19 protein-coding genes and 1 tRNA gene are annotated in these 17,767 nt (G+C 65.4%); 7 read left to right on the forward strand and 13 right to left on the reverse strand.

Annotated elements, in window-relative coordinates; genetic code table 11:
• Positions 1–138 precede the first annotated feature (138 nt).
• Positions 139–651 carry a MarR family winged helix-turn-helix transcriptional regulator gene (locus XI05_RS22665; RefSeq protein WP_271505761.1) on the reverse strand — a complete coding sequence of 171 codons (513 nt, stop codon included), beginning with the start codon at positions 649–651 and terminating at the stop codon, positions 139–141.
• Entirely contained in the window at positions 641–1,273 is a 633-nt protein-coding gene (maiA, locus tag XI05_RS22670; protein ID WP_271505764.1) for a maleylacetoacetate isomerase, read from the reverse strand. The genes XI05_RS22665 and maiA overlap by 11 nt, the downstream gene beginning before the upstream one ends.
• A gap of 204 nt (positions 1,274–1,477) precedes the next feature.
• Between maiA and gtdA the strand changes: the two genes are divergently transcribed.
• On the forward strand, positions 1,478–2,518 hold the full coding sequence (gene gtdA / locus XI05_RS22675) for a gentisate 1,2-dioxygenase (protein ID WP_271505766.1): 1,041 nt from the start codon (positions 1,478–1,480) through the stop codon (positions 2,516–2,518).
• Between the two features lie 229 nt (positions 2,519–2,747).
• On the opposite strand, the gene XI05_RS22680 is transcribed toward gtdA, so the two are convergent.
• The 4 genes from XI05_RS22680 to XI05_RS22695 form a co-directional block, all read right to left on the reverse strand.
• Entirely contained in the window at positions 2,748–3,572 is an 825-nt protein-coding gene (locus XI05_RS22680; RefSeq protein ID WP_271505767.1) for an ABC transporter permease, read from the reverse strand.
• Positions 3,565–4,338, reverse strand: a complete 774-nt coding sequence (locus tag XI05_RS22685) for an ABC transporter ATP-binding protein (RefSeq protein ID WP_271505769.1) — start codon at positions 4,336–4,338, stop codon at positions 3,565–3,567. The genes XI05_RS22680 and XI05_RS22685 overlap by 8 nt, the downstream gene beginning before the upstream one ends.
• Positions 4,339–4,469: 131 nt before the next feature.
• Complete coding sequence (locus XI05_RS22690; RefSeq protein WP_271505771.1) at positions 4,470–5,474, reverse strand: ABC transporter substrate-binding protein; 1,005 nt, start codon at positions 5,472–5,474, stop codon at positions 4,470–4,472.
• A gap of 30 nt (positions 5,475–5,504) precedes the next feature.
• Entirely contained in the window at positions 5,505–6,872 is a 1,368-nt protein-coding gene (locus XI05_RS22695) for an FAD-dependent oxidoreductase (protein ID WP_271505773.1), read from the reverse strand.
• 76 nt (positions 6,873–6,948) lie between these two features.
• On the opposite strand from XI05_RS22695, the gene XI05_RS22700 reads away from it, so the two are divergent.
• Positions 6,949–7,257 carry a hypothetical protein gene (locus tag XI05_RS22700; protein WP_271505776.1) on the forward strand — a complete coding sequence of 103 codons (309 nt, stop codon included), beginning with the start codon at positions 6,949–6,951 and terminating at the stop codon, positions 7,255–7,257.
• Between the two features lie 3 nt (positions 7,258–7,260).
• Here XI05_RS22700 and XI05_RS22705 read toward each other — a convergent pair whose 3' ends face one another.
• Positions 7,261–8,064 (reverse strand): enoyl-CoA hydratase-related protein, encoded by an 804-nt coding sequence (locus tag XI05_RS22705; protein ID WP_271505778.1) that lies wholly within the window; start codon positions 8,062–8,064, stop codon positions 7,261–7,263.
• A 151-nt stretch (positions 8,065–8,215) separates the two neighbouring features.
• On the opposite strand from XI05_RS22705, the gene XI05_RS22710 reads away from it, so the two are divergent.
• The gene (locus XI05_RS22710; RefSeq protein ID WP_271505780.1) at positions 8,216–9,190 is read left to right on the forward strand and encodes a ketopantoate reductase family protein; all 975 of its coding nucleotides are present in this window, start codon (positions 8,216–8,218) and stop codon (positions 9,188–9,190) included.
• A gap of 3 nt (positions 9,191–9,193) precedes the next feature.
• Here the strand turns inward: XI05_RS22710 and XI05_RS22715 are convergent, their stop codons facing one another.
• Positions 9,194–9,871 (reverse strand): alpha/beta hydrolase family protein, encoded by a 678-nt coding sequence (locus XI05_RS22715; RefSeq protein ID WP_271505782.1) that lies wholly within the window; start codon positions 9,869–9,871, stop codon positions 9,194–9,196.
• A gap of 126 nt (positions 9,872–9,997) precedes the next feature.
• On the opposite strand from XI05_RS22715, the gene XI05_RS22720 reads away from it, so the two are divergent.
• Positions 9,998–11,143, forward strand: coding sequence for an acyl-CoA dehydrogenase family protein (locus XI05_RS22720; protein WP_271505784.1), 1,146 nt, complete (start codon positions 9,998–10,000; stop codon positions 11,141–11,143).
• 16 nt (positions 11,144–11,159) lie between these two features.
• Here the strand turns inward: XI05_RS22720 and XI05_RS22725 are convergent, their stop codons facing one another.
• Positions 11,160–12,140, reverse strand: a complete 981-nt coding sequence (locus tag XI05_RS22725; RefSeq protein ID WP_271505786.1) for a helix-turn-helix domain-containing protein — start codon at positions 12,138–12,140, stop codon at positions 11,160–11,162.
• Between the two features lie 157 nt (positions 12,141–12,297).
• On the opposite strand from XI05_RS22725, the gene XI05_RS22730 reads away from it, so the two are divergent.
• Positions 12,298–13,023, forward strand: a complete 726-nt coding sequence (locus XI05_RS22730) for an alpha/beta fold hydrolase (protein WP_271505787.1) — start codon at positions 12,298–12,300, stop codon at positions 13,021–13,023.
• A gap of 44 nt (positions 13,024–13,067) precedes the next feature.
• On the opposite strand, the gene XI05_RS22735 is transcribed toward XI05_RS22730, so the two are convergent.
• The 3 genes from XI05_RS22735 to XI05_RS22745 form a co-directional block, all read right to left on the reverse strand.
• Complete coding sequence (locus XI05_RS22735) at positions 13,068–14,207, reverse strand: amidohydrolase/deacetylase family metallohydrolase (protein WP_271505788.1); 1,140 nt, start codon at positions 14,205–14,207, stop codon at positions 13,068–13,070.
• Between the two features lie 165 nt (positions 14,208–14,372).
• Entirely contained in the window at positions 14,373–15,455 is a 1,083-nt protein-coding gene (locus XI05_RS22740; RefSeq protein ID WP_271505789.1) for a DUF2252 family protein, read from the reverse strand.
• Positions 15,456–15,664: 209 nt separating this feature from the next.
• Positions 15,665–15,741: transfer RNA gene (locus XI05_RS22745), tRNA-Arg, on the reverse strand.
• Between the two features lie 143 nt (positions 15,742–15,884).
• On the opposite strand from XI05_RS22745, the gene XI05_RS22750 reads away from it, so the two are divergent.
• A complete protein-coding gene (locus tag XI05_RS22750; protein WP_271505791.1) occupies positions 15,885–16,238 on the forward strand; it encodes a VOC family protein in 354 nt (117 codons plus the stop codon).
• A 106-nt stretch (positions 16,239–16,344) separates the two neighbouring features.
• On the forward strand, positions 16,345–16,638 hold the full coding sequence (locus tag XI05_RS22755; RefSeq protein ID WP_172786591.1) for a GYD domain-containing protein: 294 nt from the start codon (positions 16,345–16,347) through the stop codon (positions 16,636–16,638).
• A 59-nt stretch (positions 16,639–16,697) separates the two neighbouring features.
• Here the strand turns inward: XI05_RS22755 and XI05_RS22760 are convergent, their stop codons facing one another.
• Positions 16,698–17,654: a tripartite tricarboxylate transporter substrate-binding protein gene (locus tag XI05_RS22760; protein WP_271505793.1), complete on the reverse strand. Its 957-nt coding sequence runs from the start codon at positions 17,652–17,654 to the stop codon at positions 16,698–16,700.
• Between the last annotated feature and the right edge of the window lie 113 nt (positions 17,655–17,767).

The following is a 17,767-nucleotide window of genomic DNA, read 5'->3' on the forward strand; positions in this document are numbered from 1 at the left end:
TCCGCACACCGCAATCGTAGGGTGGGCAAAGCGGAGCGTGCCCACCATTGCAAAATAGGAGAGAAATCGTGGGCACGGCGCAAGCGCGCCTTTGCCCACCCTACGAGATCGCGCGCTGGGCTGGGCCGGGGCGCCCCCTCACCCCGCCTTGCCAAGATGCTCCAGCGCGTCCTCCGCGCGCAGCGGCACGCGTGATGCCTCGTTGTTGAGATCGACCAGCTGCGCCAGCAGGCCCATCAAGGCCTTGCGGTCGGCGGGCTTGAGCGGCTCCAGCATCCGCTCCTGCGCACGCTCCACGGCGGGAATGATCTCGCGCAGGATCGCAGCGCCCGACTTAGTCAGGTAGAGCAGCTTGATCCGCTTGTCCTCGGGTGCCGGCCTGCGCTCGATATAGGCCTTGGCCTGGAGACGTTCGATCACGCTGCCGAGCGTCGAGCGGTCGAAGGCGATCACCGCCGACAGCCGCGTCGCATCGATGCCGGGATGGGTGTGGATTGCGACCAGCGCCGCATATTGCACCGGAGTGAGGTCGAACGCCTTGCACTCCTCCATGAAGATCGAGACCGCGATCTGCTGCATGCGCCGGAACAGATAGCCCGGCGCGGCATAGACCGCGTCGATCGTGATCGGAGGGGGCGGCTTACTCGGCATCGGGCTGCTTCTCCGGTGCGGCATCGACAAACGCCGGCAGCGCCTTGGCGGCGGCCTCGGCCTGGAGCAGGCGCGGATAGGCGGAGACGTCGACGCCGAAGCGGCGCGCATTGCCGAGCTGCGGCACGAGGCAGAGATCGGCGAGCGTCGGCGCATCGCCGAAGCAGAACGGACCCGGCTCGGCCTTGATCAGCGTCTCGCAGGCCGACAGGCCCTCGCGATTGACCCAGGCGGCCCAGTCCTGGACCTTCTCCTCGGGCAGGCCGAGCTCGCGCAGCCGCGCCAGCACTTTCAGGTTCTGCACCGGATGGGTGTCGCAGGCGATCGCCAGCGCGAAGGCGCGCACCTTGGCGCGGCGCAGCGGATCCTTCGGCAGCAGCGGCGGATTGGGATGGGTCTCGTCGAGCCATTCGATGATGGCCACCGATTGCGTCAGCACTCCACCCACATCGTCCTCCAGCGCCGGCACCAGACCCTGCGGATTGATGGCGAGATAGCTGGGGGCGCATTGCTCGCCCTTGCGCAAATGATGCGGCAGATGCTCGGCGCCGAGCCCCTTGAGGTTCAGCGCGATCCGCACGCGGTAAGCAGCGCTGGAGCGGAAATAGCCGTGCAGCTTCATGGAGAGCCTCCCTGCTTTTGTCATTCCGGGGCGACGCGCCAACGTCGGGCCCGGAATCCATAACCACGATCGGGAGTATGGATTCCGGGCTCGCGCCTTGCGGCGCGCCCCGGAATGACACGATCTTGTGTGTCGTTCGTCAAGTTGACGCTACATAGATTGTAAGTATACTGTCAATCAACAAAACGATCGGGAGCCGCAACCATGGAAGCCGTGACCAAGACGCCGGAACGCGAGGCGTTCTACAGGAAGATCGACGGCGAAAACCTCACCGCGCTGTGGACGGTGATGAGTGACCTGATCACGCCGGAGCCGAAGAGCGCCTGCCGGCCGCACCTCTGGAAGTTCGACGTCATCCGCGACTACATGCTTGAAGCCGGCAAGCTCATCACCGCCAAAGAGGCCGAGCGGCGCGTGCTGGTGCTGGAGAACCCGGGACTGCGCGGGCAATCCAAGATCACGACCTCGCTCTATGCCGGCGTGCAGATGGTGGTGCCCGGCGACGTCGCGCCCGCGCACCGCCACAGCCAGTCGGCGCTGCGCTTCGTGCTCGAAGGCAAGGGCGCCCACACCGCGGTCGACGGTGAGCGCACCGCGATGGAGGCGGGCGACTTCATCATCACGCCGTCGATGACCTGGCACGATCATTCCAACGAGACCGATCAGCCGATGTTCTGGCTCGACGGCCTCGACATTCCGCTGGTGCAGTTCTTCGACTGCTCCTTTGCCGAAGGCTCGAAGGAAGATCAGCAGAAGATCACGAAGCCCGCGGGCGACAGCTTTGCCCGCTATGGCCACAACCTCTTGCCCGTCGATGTGAAGCGGAGCTCGAAGACCTCACCCATCTTCAGCTATCCCTATGCCTACACGCGCGAGGCGCTGGAGAAGGCCAGGACGAGCCAGGAATGGGATGCCTGCCACGGCCTCAAGCTGAAATTCAGCAACCCCGAGACCGGCGATTTCGCAATGCCGACCATCGGCACCTTCATCCAGCTGCTGCCGAAGGGTTTTGGCACCGCGCGCTATCGTTCGACGGACGCAACGGTGTTCTGCCCGATCGAGGGCCGCGGCCGCAGCCGCATCGGCGATACCGTGTTCGAATGGGGGCCGCGCGATCTGTTCGTGGTGCCGAGCTGGCACTGGGTCACGCACGAGGCGGATGAGGACGCCGTGCTGTTCAGCTTCTCGGACCGGCCGGTACAGCAGAAGCTGGATCTGTTCAGGGAAGATCGCGGGAACGCGTGAGGGTCGCACTGCCAACCACATCGCCATTGCGAGCGTAGCGAAGCAATCCAGAATCTTTCCGCGGGGACAGTCTGGATTGCTTCGTCGCAAAAGCTCCTCGCAATGACGGTTGGCTACCTCCAGTGCAACAAGTCTCGTAGGGTGGGCAAAGGCGCAACGCGCCGTGCCCACGTCTTCTAGATCGTGGGCACGCTTCGCTTTGCCCACCCTACTGCAGCGGTGAATGCCGCTACCGCCAGTGCAACAGCCGCGTCTCCAGCCAGCCGATCACCTTGCCCACTGCGAGGCCGAACACCGACAGGATCACGACGCCCGCGAGCAGCTGATCGGTCTGCATCAGGTTGCCGGCCTGCAGCACGAAGGCGCCGATGCCGTATTGGGCGCCGATCATCTCGGCGCTGACGACCAGCAGCAGCGCGACGGACGCGGTGATGCGGAAGCCGGCGAGAATCGCCGGCAGCGCGCCAGGCCATATCACCTTGCGCACGATGGTGGCGAACGGAACGTTGAAGCTCTGCGCCATGCGGATCAGGTTGCGTGGCACGGCATCGACGCCGCTATAGACCGAGATCGCGGTCGAGAAGAACACCCCGAGTGCAATCGTCGCGATCTTCGGCTCCTCGCCGATGCCGAGCCAGAGAATGAGCAGCGGCAGCAGCGCGATCTTCGGGATCGGGAACAGCGCCGAGATGAAGGTGATGCCGACGCTGCGCGCGAGGCGCGACAGGCCGATGGCGAAGCCGACGGCGACGCCGGCCGCCGTTCCCACGAGCCAGCCGACGCCGATCCGCAGCAGCGAGGCCGAAAGATGCTGCCACAGTGCACCGGAGACCGCGAGCTGATAGATCGCGCGGACAATCGCAGAGGGGGTCGGCAGAAACAGCGCATTGACGAGGCCGGCGCTGCCGGCGGCCTGCCAGATCGCGATGACGAGGCCGAGCGCGATCCAGCCGCCAAACCGGCTCGACGCAGGCACGAAGCCCGCACCACGAAAGCGGACGCGCCGCGTCGGTTCGTTCTTGGCCGCCGTGTCCGTTGCCGCGCGGTCAAGCATGCTGGACCTCGCGCTCGGCATCGATCGCCTCGTTGCGGATCAGCGACCAGATCTGATTCTGCAGCGCCAGCAGTTTTTCGCGCGCCGCCGCTTCGCCGCGCGCCGCGCGCGTCATCGGCACGGCGACGACCTCGCGGATGCGGCCGGGCCGCCGCGACAGCACCACGATGCGGTCGGCGAGCCGCGCCGCCTCTTCGAGATTGTGGGTGACGTAGACCGCGCCCATGCCGCCATCGGCAAGCAGGCGGATGAAATCCTCCATCAAGAGCTCGCGGGTCTGCGAATCCAGCGCCGACAGCGGCTCGTCCATCAAGAGGATCGCGGGCCTCACCGCAAGCGCGCGCGAAATGCCGACGCGCTGGCGCATGCCGCCGGAGAGCTGCTTTGGATAGGTCTGGCGAAAGTCGGTGAGGCCGGTGCGGCACAGCGCATCCTCGACCAGCGCGCGGCGCTGCGCGGCCGAGAGCCGGGTGTGCAGCAGCGGGAATTCGACGTTCTCCTCGACCGTCGCCCAGGGCAGCAGCGCGAAATCCTGGAACACGAAGGTCAGCGGATTGAGACTGTCCGCGGGCGGCGCACCGCGCAGTTCCGGCGCGCCGGAGGTCGGCTGCAGCAGCCCGCCGAGGATCGACAGCAGCGTGCTCTTGCCGCAGCCCGAGGGCCCGACGATCGCCACCACCTCGCCGGTACCGACGGTGAACGAGACGTCGTCGAGCACGGCGAGATCGCCGAAGCGATGGCTGATGTGGCTGGCGATCAGGTCCATAAGGTCACGTCTATCCTGTTCTCCGTCGTTCCGGGATGATCCGAAGGATCAGATCCGGAACCTCGAGATTCTCAGGTGCGCAATTGCGCACCGGAGTTCGATGCTTCGCATCGCCCCGGAATGACGAAAGGTTAGTCCGCCTTCACGAATTCCTTGGCAATGATCGCTTCCGCATCAAAGCCCTTGTCGGCGAAGCCCTGCTCCTGCAGCCATTTGATCTGGTTGTCGACGTTCTTCACGTCGAGCTTGCCGTCGGGATCGATATAGGCGCAGTTGCCGACCACCTGCTCGACCGACAGGTTGGTGTACTTTGCGATGATCTCCAGCAGCGGCCTGGTCTGTTCGTTGATCGGGGCGACACCGTCCTTCATCGCGGTGAGGATCACGTCGTGATATTCGCGGTCGGCTTTCGCGAGCACGCCGAGGAATTTCGTCACCAGCGCCTTGTTCGCCAGCGTTTTCGGCGAAGCGAATACCGCACCCAGCTGCCACGGCGTCTCGTCGCCGACCCACCCCAAAAATTTCGCGCCACCCTCGTCCATCAGCTTTCGCGCGGTCGAGATCGGGAGCAAGGCGGCATCGACGGTCTCGCCCTTGAGCGCGGCGGCGGCATTCGACAGCGATTGCAGCGGCACGATCTTCACGTCCGCCAGCTTGAAGCCGTATTTGTCGGCGAGCAGGCCGAGCGAATAGTGAAAGCTCGAGCCGACCTGCGTCATCGCCACGCGCTTGCCTGCTAGGTCCTTCGGCGTCTTCAGGCCGCTCGCATAGGCGTTGTTGCTGGCGAAATAGCCGATCAAGGGATAGCCGGGCTTCTCGCGGCTCATGCCGCCGATCACCTTCAGCACACCCTTGCCGGCGAGATTGTAGAGCCCGGCGGTGAAGGCGGTGACGCCGAAATCGACGTCGCCCGAGGTGGTGGCGACCGCAATCGGCTGCGCTGCGTCGAAGAACTTCAGCTCGACCTCCAAGCCGGCCTCACGGAAATAGCCCTTGTCCACCGCGATGAAGACCGGGGCCGACGAAGACAGGCGGAGCACGCCGATCTTGGCTTTCAGCGCATCCTCGGCCCGCGCCGTGCCCATTGCCACGATCGCCATCAGGCCCGCTACCGCGAGCCGCGCAATCCCGATCATCCCGTTTCCTCCGCTTTGTCTTGCAGTGCGTTACAGGCCTTCGGGCACCGCCTGGTCCCCTCCGATGAAGGCGCCCTGTTGTTTCAACGTTTCCTGCAACTTTTCAATGGGGATTTCGCGTGGAATCCGGTTTCCGGATAGCGCCAGCGCGGCGGCGGAACCGGCGGCCTCACCCATCGCGAAGCAGGCACCGGAGACCCGCGCCGCCGACTGGCCCTCGTGGGTCATCGAGGCACAGCGGCCCGCGACCAGGAGATTGTCGACGCCTTCAGGGACCAGCATCCGGTAAGGTAGCTCGTTGTAGCCGCGCGATTCCGGGATCGGCGGGAAGGTGAAGACGACGTCGCCGGGCACATGGGCCTCGATCGGCCAGCCGTTGACGCCGATGGAATCCGCGAACGAGGCACAGCCCAGCACGTCCTCACCGCTGAGCTGGTAGCCACCCTTGATGCGGCGGGTCTCGCGGATGCCGAGCTGTGGCGGCAGGTCGACGATGTAGGACTTCTCAAACCCCGGCACCGCGCTGCGCAGGAATTCGTACGCGGCGAGCGCCTGCTTGCGGCCCTCGATCTCGCCGCGGGTGAGATCGTCGGGCTCGATTCCGTTGATGGCGTGACCATCCTCGCGCGCCACCTGGGTGAAATTCACCCGCCATTCGATGCCGGATTTCTGCGGCCGCACGATCGCGCTTTTCCGCGGAAATCTGTGCGTGCCGGCGGCGATCGCCTTCTCCATCAATTGCGGAATGGTGCGCCAGGCCTCGCCGGCCTTGGCGGGATCGATGCCGTTGAGACGCAGCATCATCGAGGGATAGAGCGGATGGCCATGCTCGTCGCCGACCTCGAACGGCGCGCCGGCCCACACGGCGAGATCGCCGTCGCCGGAACAGTCGAGGAAGATCTCCGCGCGCACCGCCTGCCGGCCGGCCTTGGTCTCGACCAGCATCGCGTCGATGCGGCACTCATCAGCCATGACGACGCCGGCGCCGAGCGCGTGGAACAGGATACTCACCCTGTGGCTGGCGAGCAGCGCGTCGGCCGCGATCTTGTAGGCGGCGGTGTCATAGGCCTGGGCATAGACCTTTCCGAGGATCAGATGCGGCGCGTTGAGGCCGTTCAAACGATCGATCCGCGCCAGCAGCTCCGAGGCCAGACCCTGCACCAGCCGCCGGTGCTCGCCATGGACATTGCCGTGCAGGCCGCAGAAATTGGTGACGCCGGCCGCGGTGCCCATGCCGCCGAGAAAGCCGTAGCGTTCGATCAGCAACGTCTTCCGCCCGGCGCGCGCCGCTGCGGCCGCCGCCACGATGCCGGCCGGGCCGCCGCCGAGCACGACGACTTCATACTCGCCGTAGAGCGGCACTTTGCGCGCTGGTTCATCGATCGTCATGGCCGGCATGGCGCGTTCCTTCCCGGAATCTGGTTCGAACTGGATCACGAATTAGCCGGCGGTCCTCGTCCCCGCAAGATCGCGGTTGCTCGCCATCGGTGAACCTGAGAAAACGGCGGCCATGAATTCGATCATCGTCAGGTACTGCTTCGCCGCTCTTACTGCCCTCGCGCTCTCGGCCGCTCCCGCCGCAGCGGTGGAGCAAAACTGCCGCTTCATCCCGGCCAAGGCCGACCGCGAAGCCTGCTACAAGCGGCAAGAGGATGAGCTGGCCGCGAAGCGAAAGCCGGCCGCGCCGGCGGCTGAGAGCACGACGCTCGAAACGCTGCGCCAGCTGCGGCAGGAGGACGATGCGGTCTACCGCAGCATCAACAACATTTGCCGTGGCTGCTGACGTCTAACCTTTGCCACCACCCCACTTCGCCGCCCGCTTCTCGGCAAACGAGGCCAGCCCTTCGGCGGCCTCGGCGCTCTGGCGCTTGAGCGAGTGCAATTGCACGAGCCGCGTATACGCCGCATCGTCCACCGCCATGCCGCCGAACGAGCTCTCCAGCGCGAGCCGCTTGGTCTCGGCCATCGCCTCCGGTCCGTTGGCGAGCAGCTGCTCGACCACCTTGGCACCTGCGGCCTCGAGATCGGCGAGCGGCACCACCTCGTGGACAAGGCCGATGCGGCGGGCATCTTCGGCGCCGAAGCGTTCGCCGGTGAGCGCGTAGCGGCGGACCTGGCGGACGCCGATGGCATCGCAGAGCTGCGGGATGATGATCGCGGCGGTCAGGCCCCAGCGCACCTCGGTGATCGAGAACAGGGCGTTGTCGGCGGCAATCACGACATCGCAGGCCGCGATGACGCCGGTGCCGCCCCCGAAGCAGCCGCCCTGCACCAGCGCGATGGTGGGGATCGGCAAAGTGTTGAGCCGCTGCACGGCTTCGAACGTCGCCCGCGAGGCCGCCTCGTTCGCCTCGTTCGATTGCGGCCGCACGCTGTTGATCCATTTGAGGTCGGCGCCGGCCTGGAAGTGCTTGCCGTTGCCCCGGAGCACGACGACGCGCAGATTGGGCTTCCTGCCGAGGTCGTCCATGGCCGCGAGCACGCCTGAGATCAGCGCGCCGTCATAGGCATTGTTGACCTCCGGCCGGTTCAACGTGACGGTCGCAACCCCGCGTTCATCGAGGCTCCACAGGACGGGGCTGGCAGTCATCGGCGGTCCTCCGGTTGTTTGCCGCGCACTATGGCCGAGGGCGCGTGCCCTGATCCATATCTTTCCGGCGTAGGGCGGCCGCGTCCATCGCATGGCGGCTTGTGTCATGCTGGCCGCGGGCGACACCACGGGATGGATACGGGATATCAATATGCGCATCTGCATCTTCGGCGCAGGCGCCGTCGGCAGCCACATTGCGGTACGGCTGGCGCGCGCCGGCCATGAGGTCAGTTGCGTGATGCGGGGGGCGCATCTGGAGGCGGCCCGCGCCAATGGCCTCAAGCTGCGCGTCGGCGATTCCGAGGTCGGCGCCAAAGTGAACGCGTCAGGCGATCCGGCCCAGCTCGGCCCGCAGGACGTCGTGATCTCGACCTTGAAGGCGACCGCGCTTCAGGGGCTGGTTTCCAGCATCAAGCCGCTGCTCCAGGACGACACTGCGATCGTGTTTGCGCAGAACGGCATTCCCTGGTGGTACGGTATCGGCCTGCCGCCGCGGCACCCGGCGCCGCCGGACATTTCATTCCTCGATCCTGGGGGGCGCCTGCGCGCCTGCATCCCCAAGGAACGGATCGTCGGCGGCGTGGTCTTCTCATCCAACGAGGTGATCGCGCCCGGCGTGGTGCAGAACCTGACGCCGGACCGCAACCGTCTCCTGATCGGCGAGTGCGACGACCGCAATTGCGAGCGCATCACCAGGCTGCGCGGTGTCTTCAACGACGCGCGGCTGGAATCGCCGCCGGTCGCCGAGATCCGCGAGGCGATCTGGTCAAAGCTGCTGACCAACATGTCGCTGTCGGTGCTGTGCCTGCTCACCGGCCAGACCGCGCGCGGCGTGCGCGACGACTCCGCCTTCACGGAGGTGATTCCGCGCATGCTGAACGAGGCCAACGAGATCGCCCAATACTTCATTCCCGAGGTCAAGCGTGTCAGCCGCAGCGGCCCTGCCCCCAACCACAAGCCGTCGCTGCTGCAGGACTACGAGCTCGGCCGAGCCATGGAGATCGACGTGCTGGTGAAGGCGCCCCAGGCCTTCGCGCGCACCGCCGGCCTGTCGACGCCGACGCTCGACCTGATCGCCGCACTCGCGATCCAGAAGGCGCGCGACAAGGGGCTTTATTCCGCGTGAGCCTCAGGCGAGCGCGTCGATCCAGGCCGCGAGCGTGTCCAGCACCTCGGTGAGCGCCTCGTCATTGGTACGGCCGGATTTCTTCAGCACCGCGAACGAATGGTCGCCGCCTGCGACCTCATGCAGCGTTGCCTTCGGGCCGAGCCGCTCGATGACGGGCTGGAGATAAGCGCGATCGGCAAGCTCGTCACGTGTGCCTTGCAGGAACAGCAGGGGAATCGCGATTGCAGCGAGGTGCTCGGCACGCTCGCTCGACGGCTTCTTGGCGGCATGGAGGGGAAAGCCGAGGAAGGCGAGCCCTTTGACATCGGGCAGCGGCGACTTCGACTGCGCCTGCGAGGTCATGCGGCCGCCGAACGATTTTCCGCCAGCGACAAGCTTCAGCCCGGGACAGAGCCGCGCCGCCTCCGCGACCGCCGCGCGGACGCTTGCGTGGGCGATTGCGGGCGGGTCAGGACGTCCCTTCTTCTCCTCCATGTAGGGAAAATTGAAGCGGAACGTCGCAATGCCGCGTTCGGCAAGGCCGGCTGCAACCTTCTCCATGAAGGAATGCCGCATGTCTGCGCCGGCGCCGTGCGCCAGGACGTAGCAGGCGCGCGCCTTGCCGGGCTGCGTCAGGATCGCCGAGACCGTGCCGATGCGCTCGATGTCGAGCTTGAGCTCCTGGGTTTTGATCGCCACAATCAGACATCCCGATAGACGCTGTTACCGGCGCCTTGGTAGCGTCACCGGCGCAGCCTGAAAACACAATAATTGCCGCGGTTCGCTGGCTTACCAAGCCGGAACGCCGCATCAACCGAGGTAATCATGCCCTACCGCTCCTCCTGGATGACCGAAGAGCTCGACGTCTTCCGCGACCAGTTCCGCAAATATCTCGCCAAGGACCTGGCCCCGCATGCCGAGAAGTGGCGCGAGCAGAAAATGGTCGACCGCTTCGCCTGGCGCGGGCTCGGCGAGATGGGCGCGCTGCTCGCGAGCGTGCCGGAGGAATATGGCGGCCTCGGCGCCACCTTCGCCTATGACGCCGCCGTGCTCGACGACCTCGAGAGCACGGTGCCGGAGCTGACCACCGGCGTCTCCGTGCACAGCGCCATCGTCGCGCATTACATCCTCAATTACGGCTCGGAGGAGCAGAAGAAACGCTGGCTGCCGAAGATGGCGTCCGGCGAGATGGTCGGCGCCATCGCCATGACCGAGCCCGGCACCGGCTCGGATCTCCAAGCCGTCAAGACCACGGCCAAGAAACAGGGCAATTCCTACGTCATCAACGGGCAGAAGACCTTCATCACCAACGGCCAGGCCGCCGATCTCGTCATCGTGGTCGCGCGCACCGGCGAAGCGGGCGCCAAGGGCATTTCCCTGATCGTGGTCGAGACCGCAGGCGCGGACGGCTACAAGCGCGGGCGGAACCTCGACAAGATCGGCCTGCACGCCTCCGACACCTCGGAGCTGTTCTTCGACAACGTGCAGGTAGCCCCGGAAAACCTGCTCGGCAAGGAGGAGGGGCAGGGTTTTGTCCAGCTGATGCAGCAACTGCCGCAGGAGCGGCTTGCGCTCGCGGTCGGCGCCGTGGCCTCGATGGAGCGCGCGGTCAAGCTCACCACCGACTACACCAAGGAGCGGAAGGCGTTCGGCAAGCCGCTGATGGATTTCCAGAACACCGCCTTCACGCTGGCCGAGCGCAAGACCGAGGCGATGATCGCGCGCGTCTTCGTCGACTGGTGCATCGAGCGCCTGGTCGCAAAAGACCTCGACACCGTGACGGCCTCGATGGCGAAATATTGGTGCTCGGAGAAGCAGGTCGAGACCGCCGACGAATGCCTGCAGCTGTTCGGCGGCTACGGCTACATGCAGGAATACCCGATCTCGCGCATCTTCATCGATTCCCGCATCCAGAAAATCTATGGCGGCACCAACGAGATCATGAAGCTGCTGATCGCCAGATCCTTATAGATCAGGTCGCTGTAGATCAGCGCGCGCGCCAGTCCCGCGGCCGGCAGCCGAAGCGCTGCTTGAAGCGGCGGGTGAAGTGGGAGAGGTCCGAGAAGCCCCAGTCGAACGCGATGGCGCCGATCGCCTGGTCCGCCTTCGCAGGATCGCTGAGGTCACGTGCCGCGCCGTCCAACCTACGATCCATGACGTAGTCCGAGAATGTGGTGCCTGCGCGCTCGAACAATTTGTGCACGTAGCGCTCGCTGATGCCGATGGCACGCGCGACGTCCGCAACCGCAAGGCGCTGCTCGGAGAGCCGCTCATGCACGGCCCGGCGGAGCGCGAGCGCGGTCGCGTCGGCAAAGCTGGCGGCCTCGGCCGTCTGCGCACGCGCGCGGCGCGACAGGCTCAGCGCGACAAGATCGAGCAGCACGCCGAACAGCCTGACGGCTTCGCCTTCCGTCATCCGCAGCGCGCCGGCATTCAGCGATCGCGCGGTCTCGACGATGAGATGGCCGACGAAGGGATCGTCGGACACACGCTCCACCCTGAAGTCGAAGGATGGCGGCAGCCGATCACGCAGCTCGCGAGAAGGCACCCAGAAGGATGCAACCTGCAGCGTCGGCCCGCGATCATGCAACAAGGTCACCTCCCGGTCGCTGTCGCAGATGCCGACCTGACCGCGCGACAGGCTGACGTCGCAGCCGCCCTGGACCACGCGGCAGCGGCCGGCGAGCTTGAAGTTCAGATAGAAGCAGCTTTCGGTCGACGCAGCGATATCGGCGCGCGAGCGATGCACGGTGTGCTCGGGAAAGACCACGCGGTTGATGGCACCGCTGCCGATCTTGATCGCCTCGACCTTGGCCTGGAAGCGTGAGGTGGTTGCCGATTCCGGCGTCAGGTTCATGAATGCCTGGCAGATCGCTTCGCGATAGTAGGAGAACTGCTCCTCCGGCCGCGTCTCGCCGGTGTCCCAGACCAAACGGCGGGGCCGGCTTTCGGAATTGAGCTGCTCCATCAGTTCGCTCCAGGACCAATCCGGTTCACCGTCGGACAAGCGCGCAACGCGCCAGCGGTTCAGTATGGCGGCAACAACGTCGACCGGCGTTCAGCCGGCAAATCCAGGCAAGATCATCGCCGCACCGATCTAAGCAGTCTTCCGAGGGAGCCACAACATGTCGACCTACGTTCTCGTCCATGGCGCCTGGCATACCGGTGCCGAGCTCGAGCCGGTCGCCGCGCCGATCCGCGCAGCCGGCCATCAGGTCCATACCCCCACCGTCAAGGGCAACCGTCCGGGCGATGCCAAGACGACCGGGCTGAAGGAAGCGATCCAGTCGATCGCCGACTACCTTGCCGAGAACAATCTGAAGGACGTCATCCTGCTCGGCCATTCCTATGGCGGCATGGTCATCACGGGGGTCGCCGACCTCGCGCCGGAGCGCATCCGCCGCCTGGTCTATTGGAACGCTTTCGTGCCCAACGACGGTGAATGCCTCAACGACATGGTGCCGCCGCGCTATATTGGTCTGTTCGACGCCATTGCGGCCGAGCGCGGCGACGGCTCGGTGGTGTTGCCCTTCCCGATCTGGCGCGAGGCGTTCATCAACGATGCCGATCTGGAGACGGCGCAGCGCGCCTATGACGTGCTCAATCCGCATCCGCTCGCGACCTTCACCGACAAGATCGCGCTCAAGAGCAATCCGGCCGAGATGCCGCTGGCCAAATCCTACATCAACTGCACCGAGGATACCGCGCTGCCGCACAGCCATGGCTGGCATCCGCGCCTGTCGGAGAAGCTCGGCCTGTTCCGCCTGGTGCAGGTCGCGGGAAGCCACGAGCTGTGCTTCTCCGATCCGGCGCGGCTCGCCAAGGCAATCATCGAGGCGGGACGCGACTGACCGGCGTGTCCCGCAATGGCGCGCTCACGTCTCGTGGGCGATCGTCAATTCGGATGCCACCAGCGCCCGCCGATGACGACACCTTCGGACACGATCTTGCGATCACCGATCAGGTGCTCGCCGACGACGTCTTCGTAGTCGAACTGGCCGCGGCTGACCGAAATCAGCGTGGCGTCGCCGACGCTGCCGGGCTTGAGGCTGCCGAGCTCGGGACGTCGCAGCGCCATCGCCGCATTCACCGTCGATGCCGCGATCACATCCGGCAGCTCCATGCCCATGCACAAGAACTTCGACATGGTCGTGACCTGGTCATAGGCCGGGCCGTCGATGCAGAGCTGATGGATGTCGGAGGAGATGGTGTCGGGATAGAAACCATTGGCGAGCATGGCACGCGCGGTCTTGAACGCGAACGAGCCCTTGCCGTGGCCGATATCGAACAGCACGCCGCGCTCGCGTGCCTCGAGCACCGCCTTCTTTACCGTGCCTTGCGCCGTCGCCGGGGTGTTGGGGAAAGGGCGGAACGCATGGGTCAACACGTCGCCGGGACGCAGTCGCGCCAACACGTCCTCATAGCTCGGCGGCGGATGGTCGATATGCGCCATCAGCGGCATGCCGACCTGGTTCGCGACCTCGAGCGCGATGTCGAGCGGCACCGCGCCCGACGTACCCGAGGAATGCAAGCCCACGCGCACCTTGATGCCGACGATGAGATCGCGGTTGGCATCGGCCACCTCGGCCGCCTCGACCGGATTCATCAATCGCAGCTCCTCGCTCTCGCCGACCATGATCCGGTGCGAGAAGCCGAAGATGCCGGCATGCGAGACGTGCAGATAGGCGAGGATGCGGACCTGGCTCGGCTCGATCACATGCTTGCGGAAGCCGGCGAAATTGCCGGGTCCGGCGCTGCCGGTATCGACCGCCGTGGTGACGCCGGAGAGGCGGCAGAACTCCTCGGCATCGATGCCGAGCGAGGTGCCGCCCCAATAGACATGGGTGTGGAGATCGATCAGCCCCGGCGTCACAATGAATTGCGAGACGTCTCGCACCTCGGTGCCCGGATCCGCCTTGAGGGCGCTGCCGATCGCGGCGACCTTGCCGCCGGCAAAGGCGACATCGGTCACGGCGTCGAGCTTCTGGGACGGGTCGATCACCCGCCCCCCGCGCAGGATCAGGTCGAAAGGCATCAATGGTCTCCGGGATGTGGCTGGGTATGGCAGGATTACAGGCAGGAGACCCGGGCAGGTCCCTGCAATTGTCCCTGTTAGCAATTTTCGCGCCCGCTGAGCAAATCGGCGCGCATGCCGGTTACGCTCCCAGCGCTTGCAAGCCGCCTGCCGGCGCCTCGCACGTCAATCCTGGGTATCAGGTGTCCACGGCAGCCGGACCTTCTGCCATTCCTCGAAGTCCTCCTGGACGTCCGCGGCGGCGACTTTTGCGGCGCTGTGAAGCCAGTCGTCCTTGCGTCCATCGAGATCGTGCTCGATCTTGGATCTGGCGCCGCCCGTTCCCGCATGAATCGCGCCGAGATCGAATCCCTTTGCCCAGAGCAGATCGAGCCTCAGCCGCGGATGACTGCGATTGCTGAGCTCGAGCTTGCGCTGATCGGGAGCAATGCGGCGAATGATGTAGCCGCCTTTCAACTTGAGATGCGGATCGGGCGCGCGAAACTCTCCTCGGGCGACGTCCAGAAAGCGCGGCTTGCCGTTCATGCCGTGCGCCCAATCCCAGGCGGAGGGTACCAGCGCCTTGGCTTCCCTCACGATCTTGCCGCCATCCCAGGTGGCGATCGCAACGTAGCGCGGCCGGCCAAGGCCGCCGCCGCCTTTCCTGCGCGAAGCGAACCGCTCCAGCTCGGCATGGTCGGGCAGGTTCTTTCTGAGCGCCGAAGCAACCTGCGAAGGCGGCTCCGCATCCGGATAGTCCTCCAGCTCGTGCCAGAAGTCGCGCCGTTCCTCGTCGGAGCAGGCCACGAAGGGCCGCATCCAGCTCTCCTCCTCGTCCAGCAGCGACGGGCGCGGGTTCGCGAGTCCTTCGCGATAGCCATCGAGAATGGCCGCCGCCGCATTGCGATTAGCGGTCCGCGCCTTCGGTGCGAGCCGCGCGCTGGTCGCAAGGCGGACGAGATCGAACGGATAGGGAATGACCGCGGCTTCGTCGAAATCGTTGATGCCCCAGACCAGACGGCCTTCGGCATCGCGCCAGGTCCCGTAATTTTCGATGTGGGTGTCGCCGACCGACAGCACAGCGGGCGCATCCTTCAGCTTGGGACAGAGCTTCTCGATGCGACGCGCCCAGCGAAAGAACGTCGCGCGCAGGAACGTGAACGCATCCTTCTGCATCCGCTCGTGCTTGTGGGCGAGGTCCGCCTCAACGACGTCGCATTGCTTGCGCAGCCAGTGCTCGAAAGCCGCATTGTCGCGCTGAAAAGTCATCCGCTGCAAACCACGAATATCGGGCGGGCCGGCGCCGATCCGCGGCGCGCCATCAAATCAATCTTCGGCTGCATCGACAATAGACTGATGCTCTGACGCGAAATGCTACAATCAAATGGGCAGCGGCGCAATTGTCGGCATCTGGACTGACATCGACCGTCGCGCAGCCCTCGGCAGGGCGGCAGACGAAGCAAAGCCGGACAAGGAAATGGCGATCCCGGGAAGACTCGAACTTCCGACCTACGGTTTAGGAAACCGTCGCTCTATCCGGCTGAGCTACGGGACCGCGGAACCCGTGGCTACGGGTTCAATCCGGTCATAGCAGAGCAGGATACGGTTCGCCAGCCGCAAGACGGGCGAGATCCATCGTCAAGCTGAACACGGCGGCAGTACAATCGCGCCCGGACCCCTCTCCACGGAGCAGCCCACATGATCGAGAGCATCAGCGCCATCACGCTCGGCACGCATGACATGGGGCGCGCCGTGCACTTCTACCGTTCGTTGGGGTTCGAGCTCCTGTATGGCGGCGAAGCCGCTGCGTTCACGAGCTTTCGCGTCGGCAGCGGCTATCTCAACCTGACTGCGCAGCCGGACGACAAGCGCTGGTCCTGGTGGGGCCGCGTCATCTTCTATGTCTCCGATGTCGACGGGACCTACGAGCGCGCCCGCGCCGCCGGATGGCAGCCGTCGACCACGCCGCGCGATGCCGAATGGGGTGAGCGCTACTTCCATCTCACCGATCCCGACGGCCATGAGCTCAGTTTCGCACGGCCGTTGTCCTGACCGAATAAGTCGCATCTGCTGACGTTCCAACGCGAAACTAGCGCTGTCTCAGCCACCGTGGCAAGCTCGGCGCGGTTTCCTCAAGTTCTAACCAGGGAGGACGACCATGGTAGCTTATGTCGTGCTGGGAAACTTCACTGATCAGGGAGTCCGAAACGTCAAGGACTCGCCGAAGCGGGCCGAAGCCTTCAAGGAGATGGCCAAAACGTTCGGAGTGACCGTGAAAGAGATCGTCTGGACGCAGGGACGATATGACGTTGTGACCGTTCTCGAGGCTCCAGATGAGGCTGCCGCGATGTCACTCAGCCTTAGTCTCAGCGCACTCGGCAATGTCCGCACCGAAACGCTGCGCGCGTTTTCGGCGGCAGATATGACGAAGATCGTCGGCAAGATGCTCTGACGCGCAAGCCCGCGCGAGCGCACTGGACCCGGGATGGCAATCCCGGGCATGGGCGGATCTCACGCCTTGATATTGTTGTCCTTCACGACCTTGCCCCAATAGGCGACCTGCTTGTCGAAGAAGGTCTTGAAGGTGGCGCCGTCCTGGAGCAGCAGCGTCATGTGCTGGGTGTCCTTGAGCTGGGCGGCGGTCGCGGGCTCGCTCAGGATCTCCTTGGATGCCGTCGCCATGGCCGCGACGACGTCGGCAGGCGTCCCTGCGGGGGCAAAGATGCCCCACCATGCCAGCGTCTCGAAATCGGGGAAGCCGGCCTCGATCGCGGTGGGCGTGTCCGGCAGGGCCGGCAGCCGCTCGCGGCCGAGCTGCAGGATCGGGCGCAGCATGTTGGTGCCGAGCTGGGCGGCGACCAGCGCCGCCGATCCCGCGATGAGATCGACATGGCCGCCGAGCACGTCGTTCATGGCCGGCCCGCCGCCGCGATAGGGCACGTGCATGATCTCGACGCCGGCCTTGCTGCCGAGCACGGTCATGGCGAGATGGCCGAGCGTGCCGATGCCGACCGAGGCGTATTTCACCGCACCGGGGCTCGCCTTGCAGGCGGCGACCACGTCGGCAAAGCTCTTGTAGGGGCGTCCGGCGCCGGCCGCGATCACGTAGGGCGCGGTGCCGATCAGCAGCCCCGGCATCAGCTCGCGCTCGACATCGACCGGCGGCTTGTCGAGGATCGACGGGATCACCGCATGGGAATCGAACGTCACCAGGAAGGTCGAGCCGTCGGCCGGGCTCTTGGCGACCTGCGCCGCGCCGAGCGCACCGGCCGCGCCCGATTTGTTCTCGACCACGACGATGCGACCCAGCTTGGTCTGCAGGTTCGTCTGCAGCAGCCGCGCCATCGCGTCGGTCGATCCGCCAGGCGGGAACGGCACCACCAGCGTTATCTTGCCGGCCTGCGCTGCTGCCGGTGCCATCGCGAGGATGGCCGGTGCCGCCAAGAGCGTGCGTCGTGTGATCGTCATGGTCCCCTCCCTTGTTGTTGCGCCCGGCTTTTTGCTCTGTGGCGCTCGAGCATGATCCGGAAAAGTGTGCAGCGGTTTTCCGAAAAGATCATGCTCAAGAAAATAGGCTAAAG

It is taken from the genome of Bradyrhizobium sp. CCBAU 11357 (genome assembly GCF_028128865.1).
GTDB lineage: Bacteria > Pseudomonadota > Alphaproteobacteria > Rhizobiales > Xanthobacteraceae > Bradyrhizobium.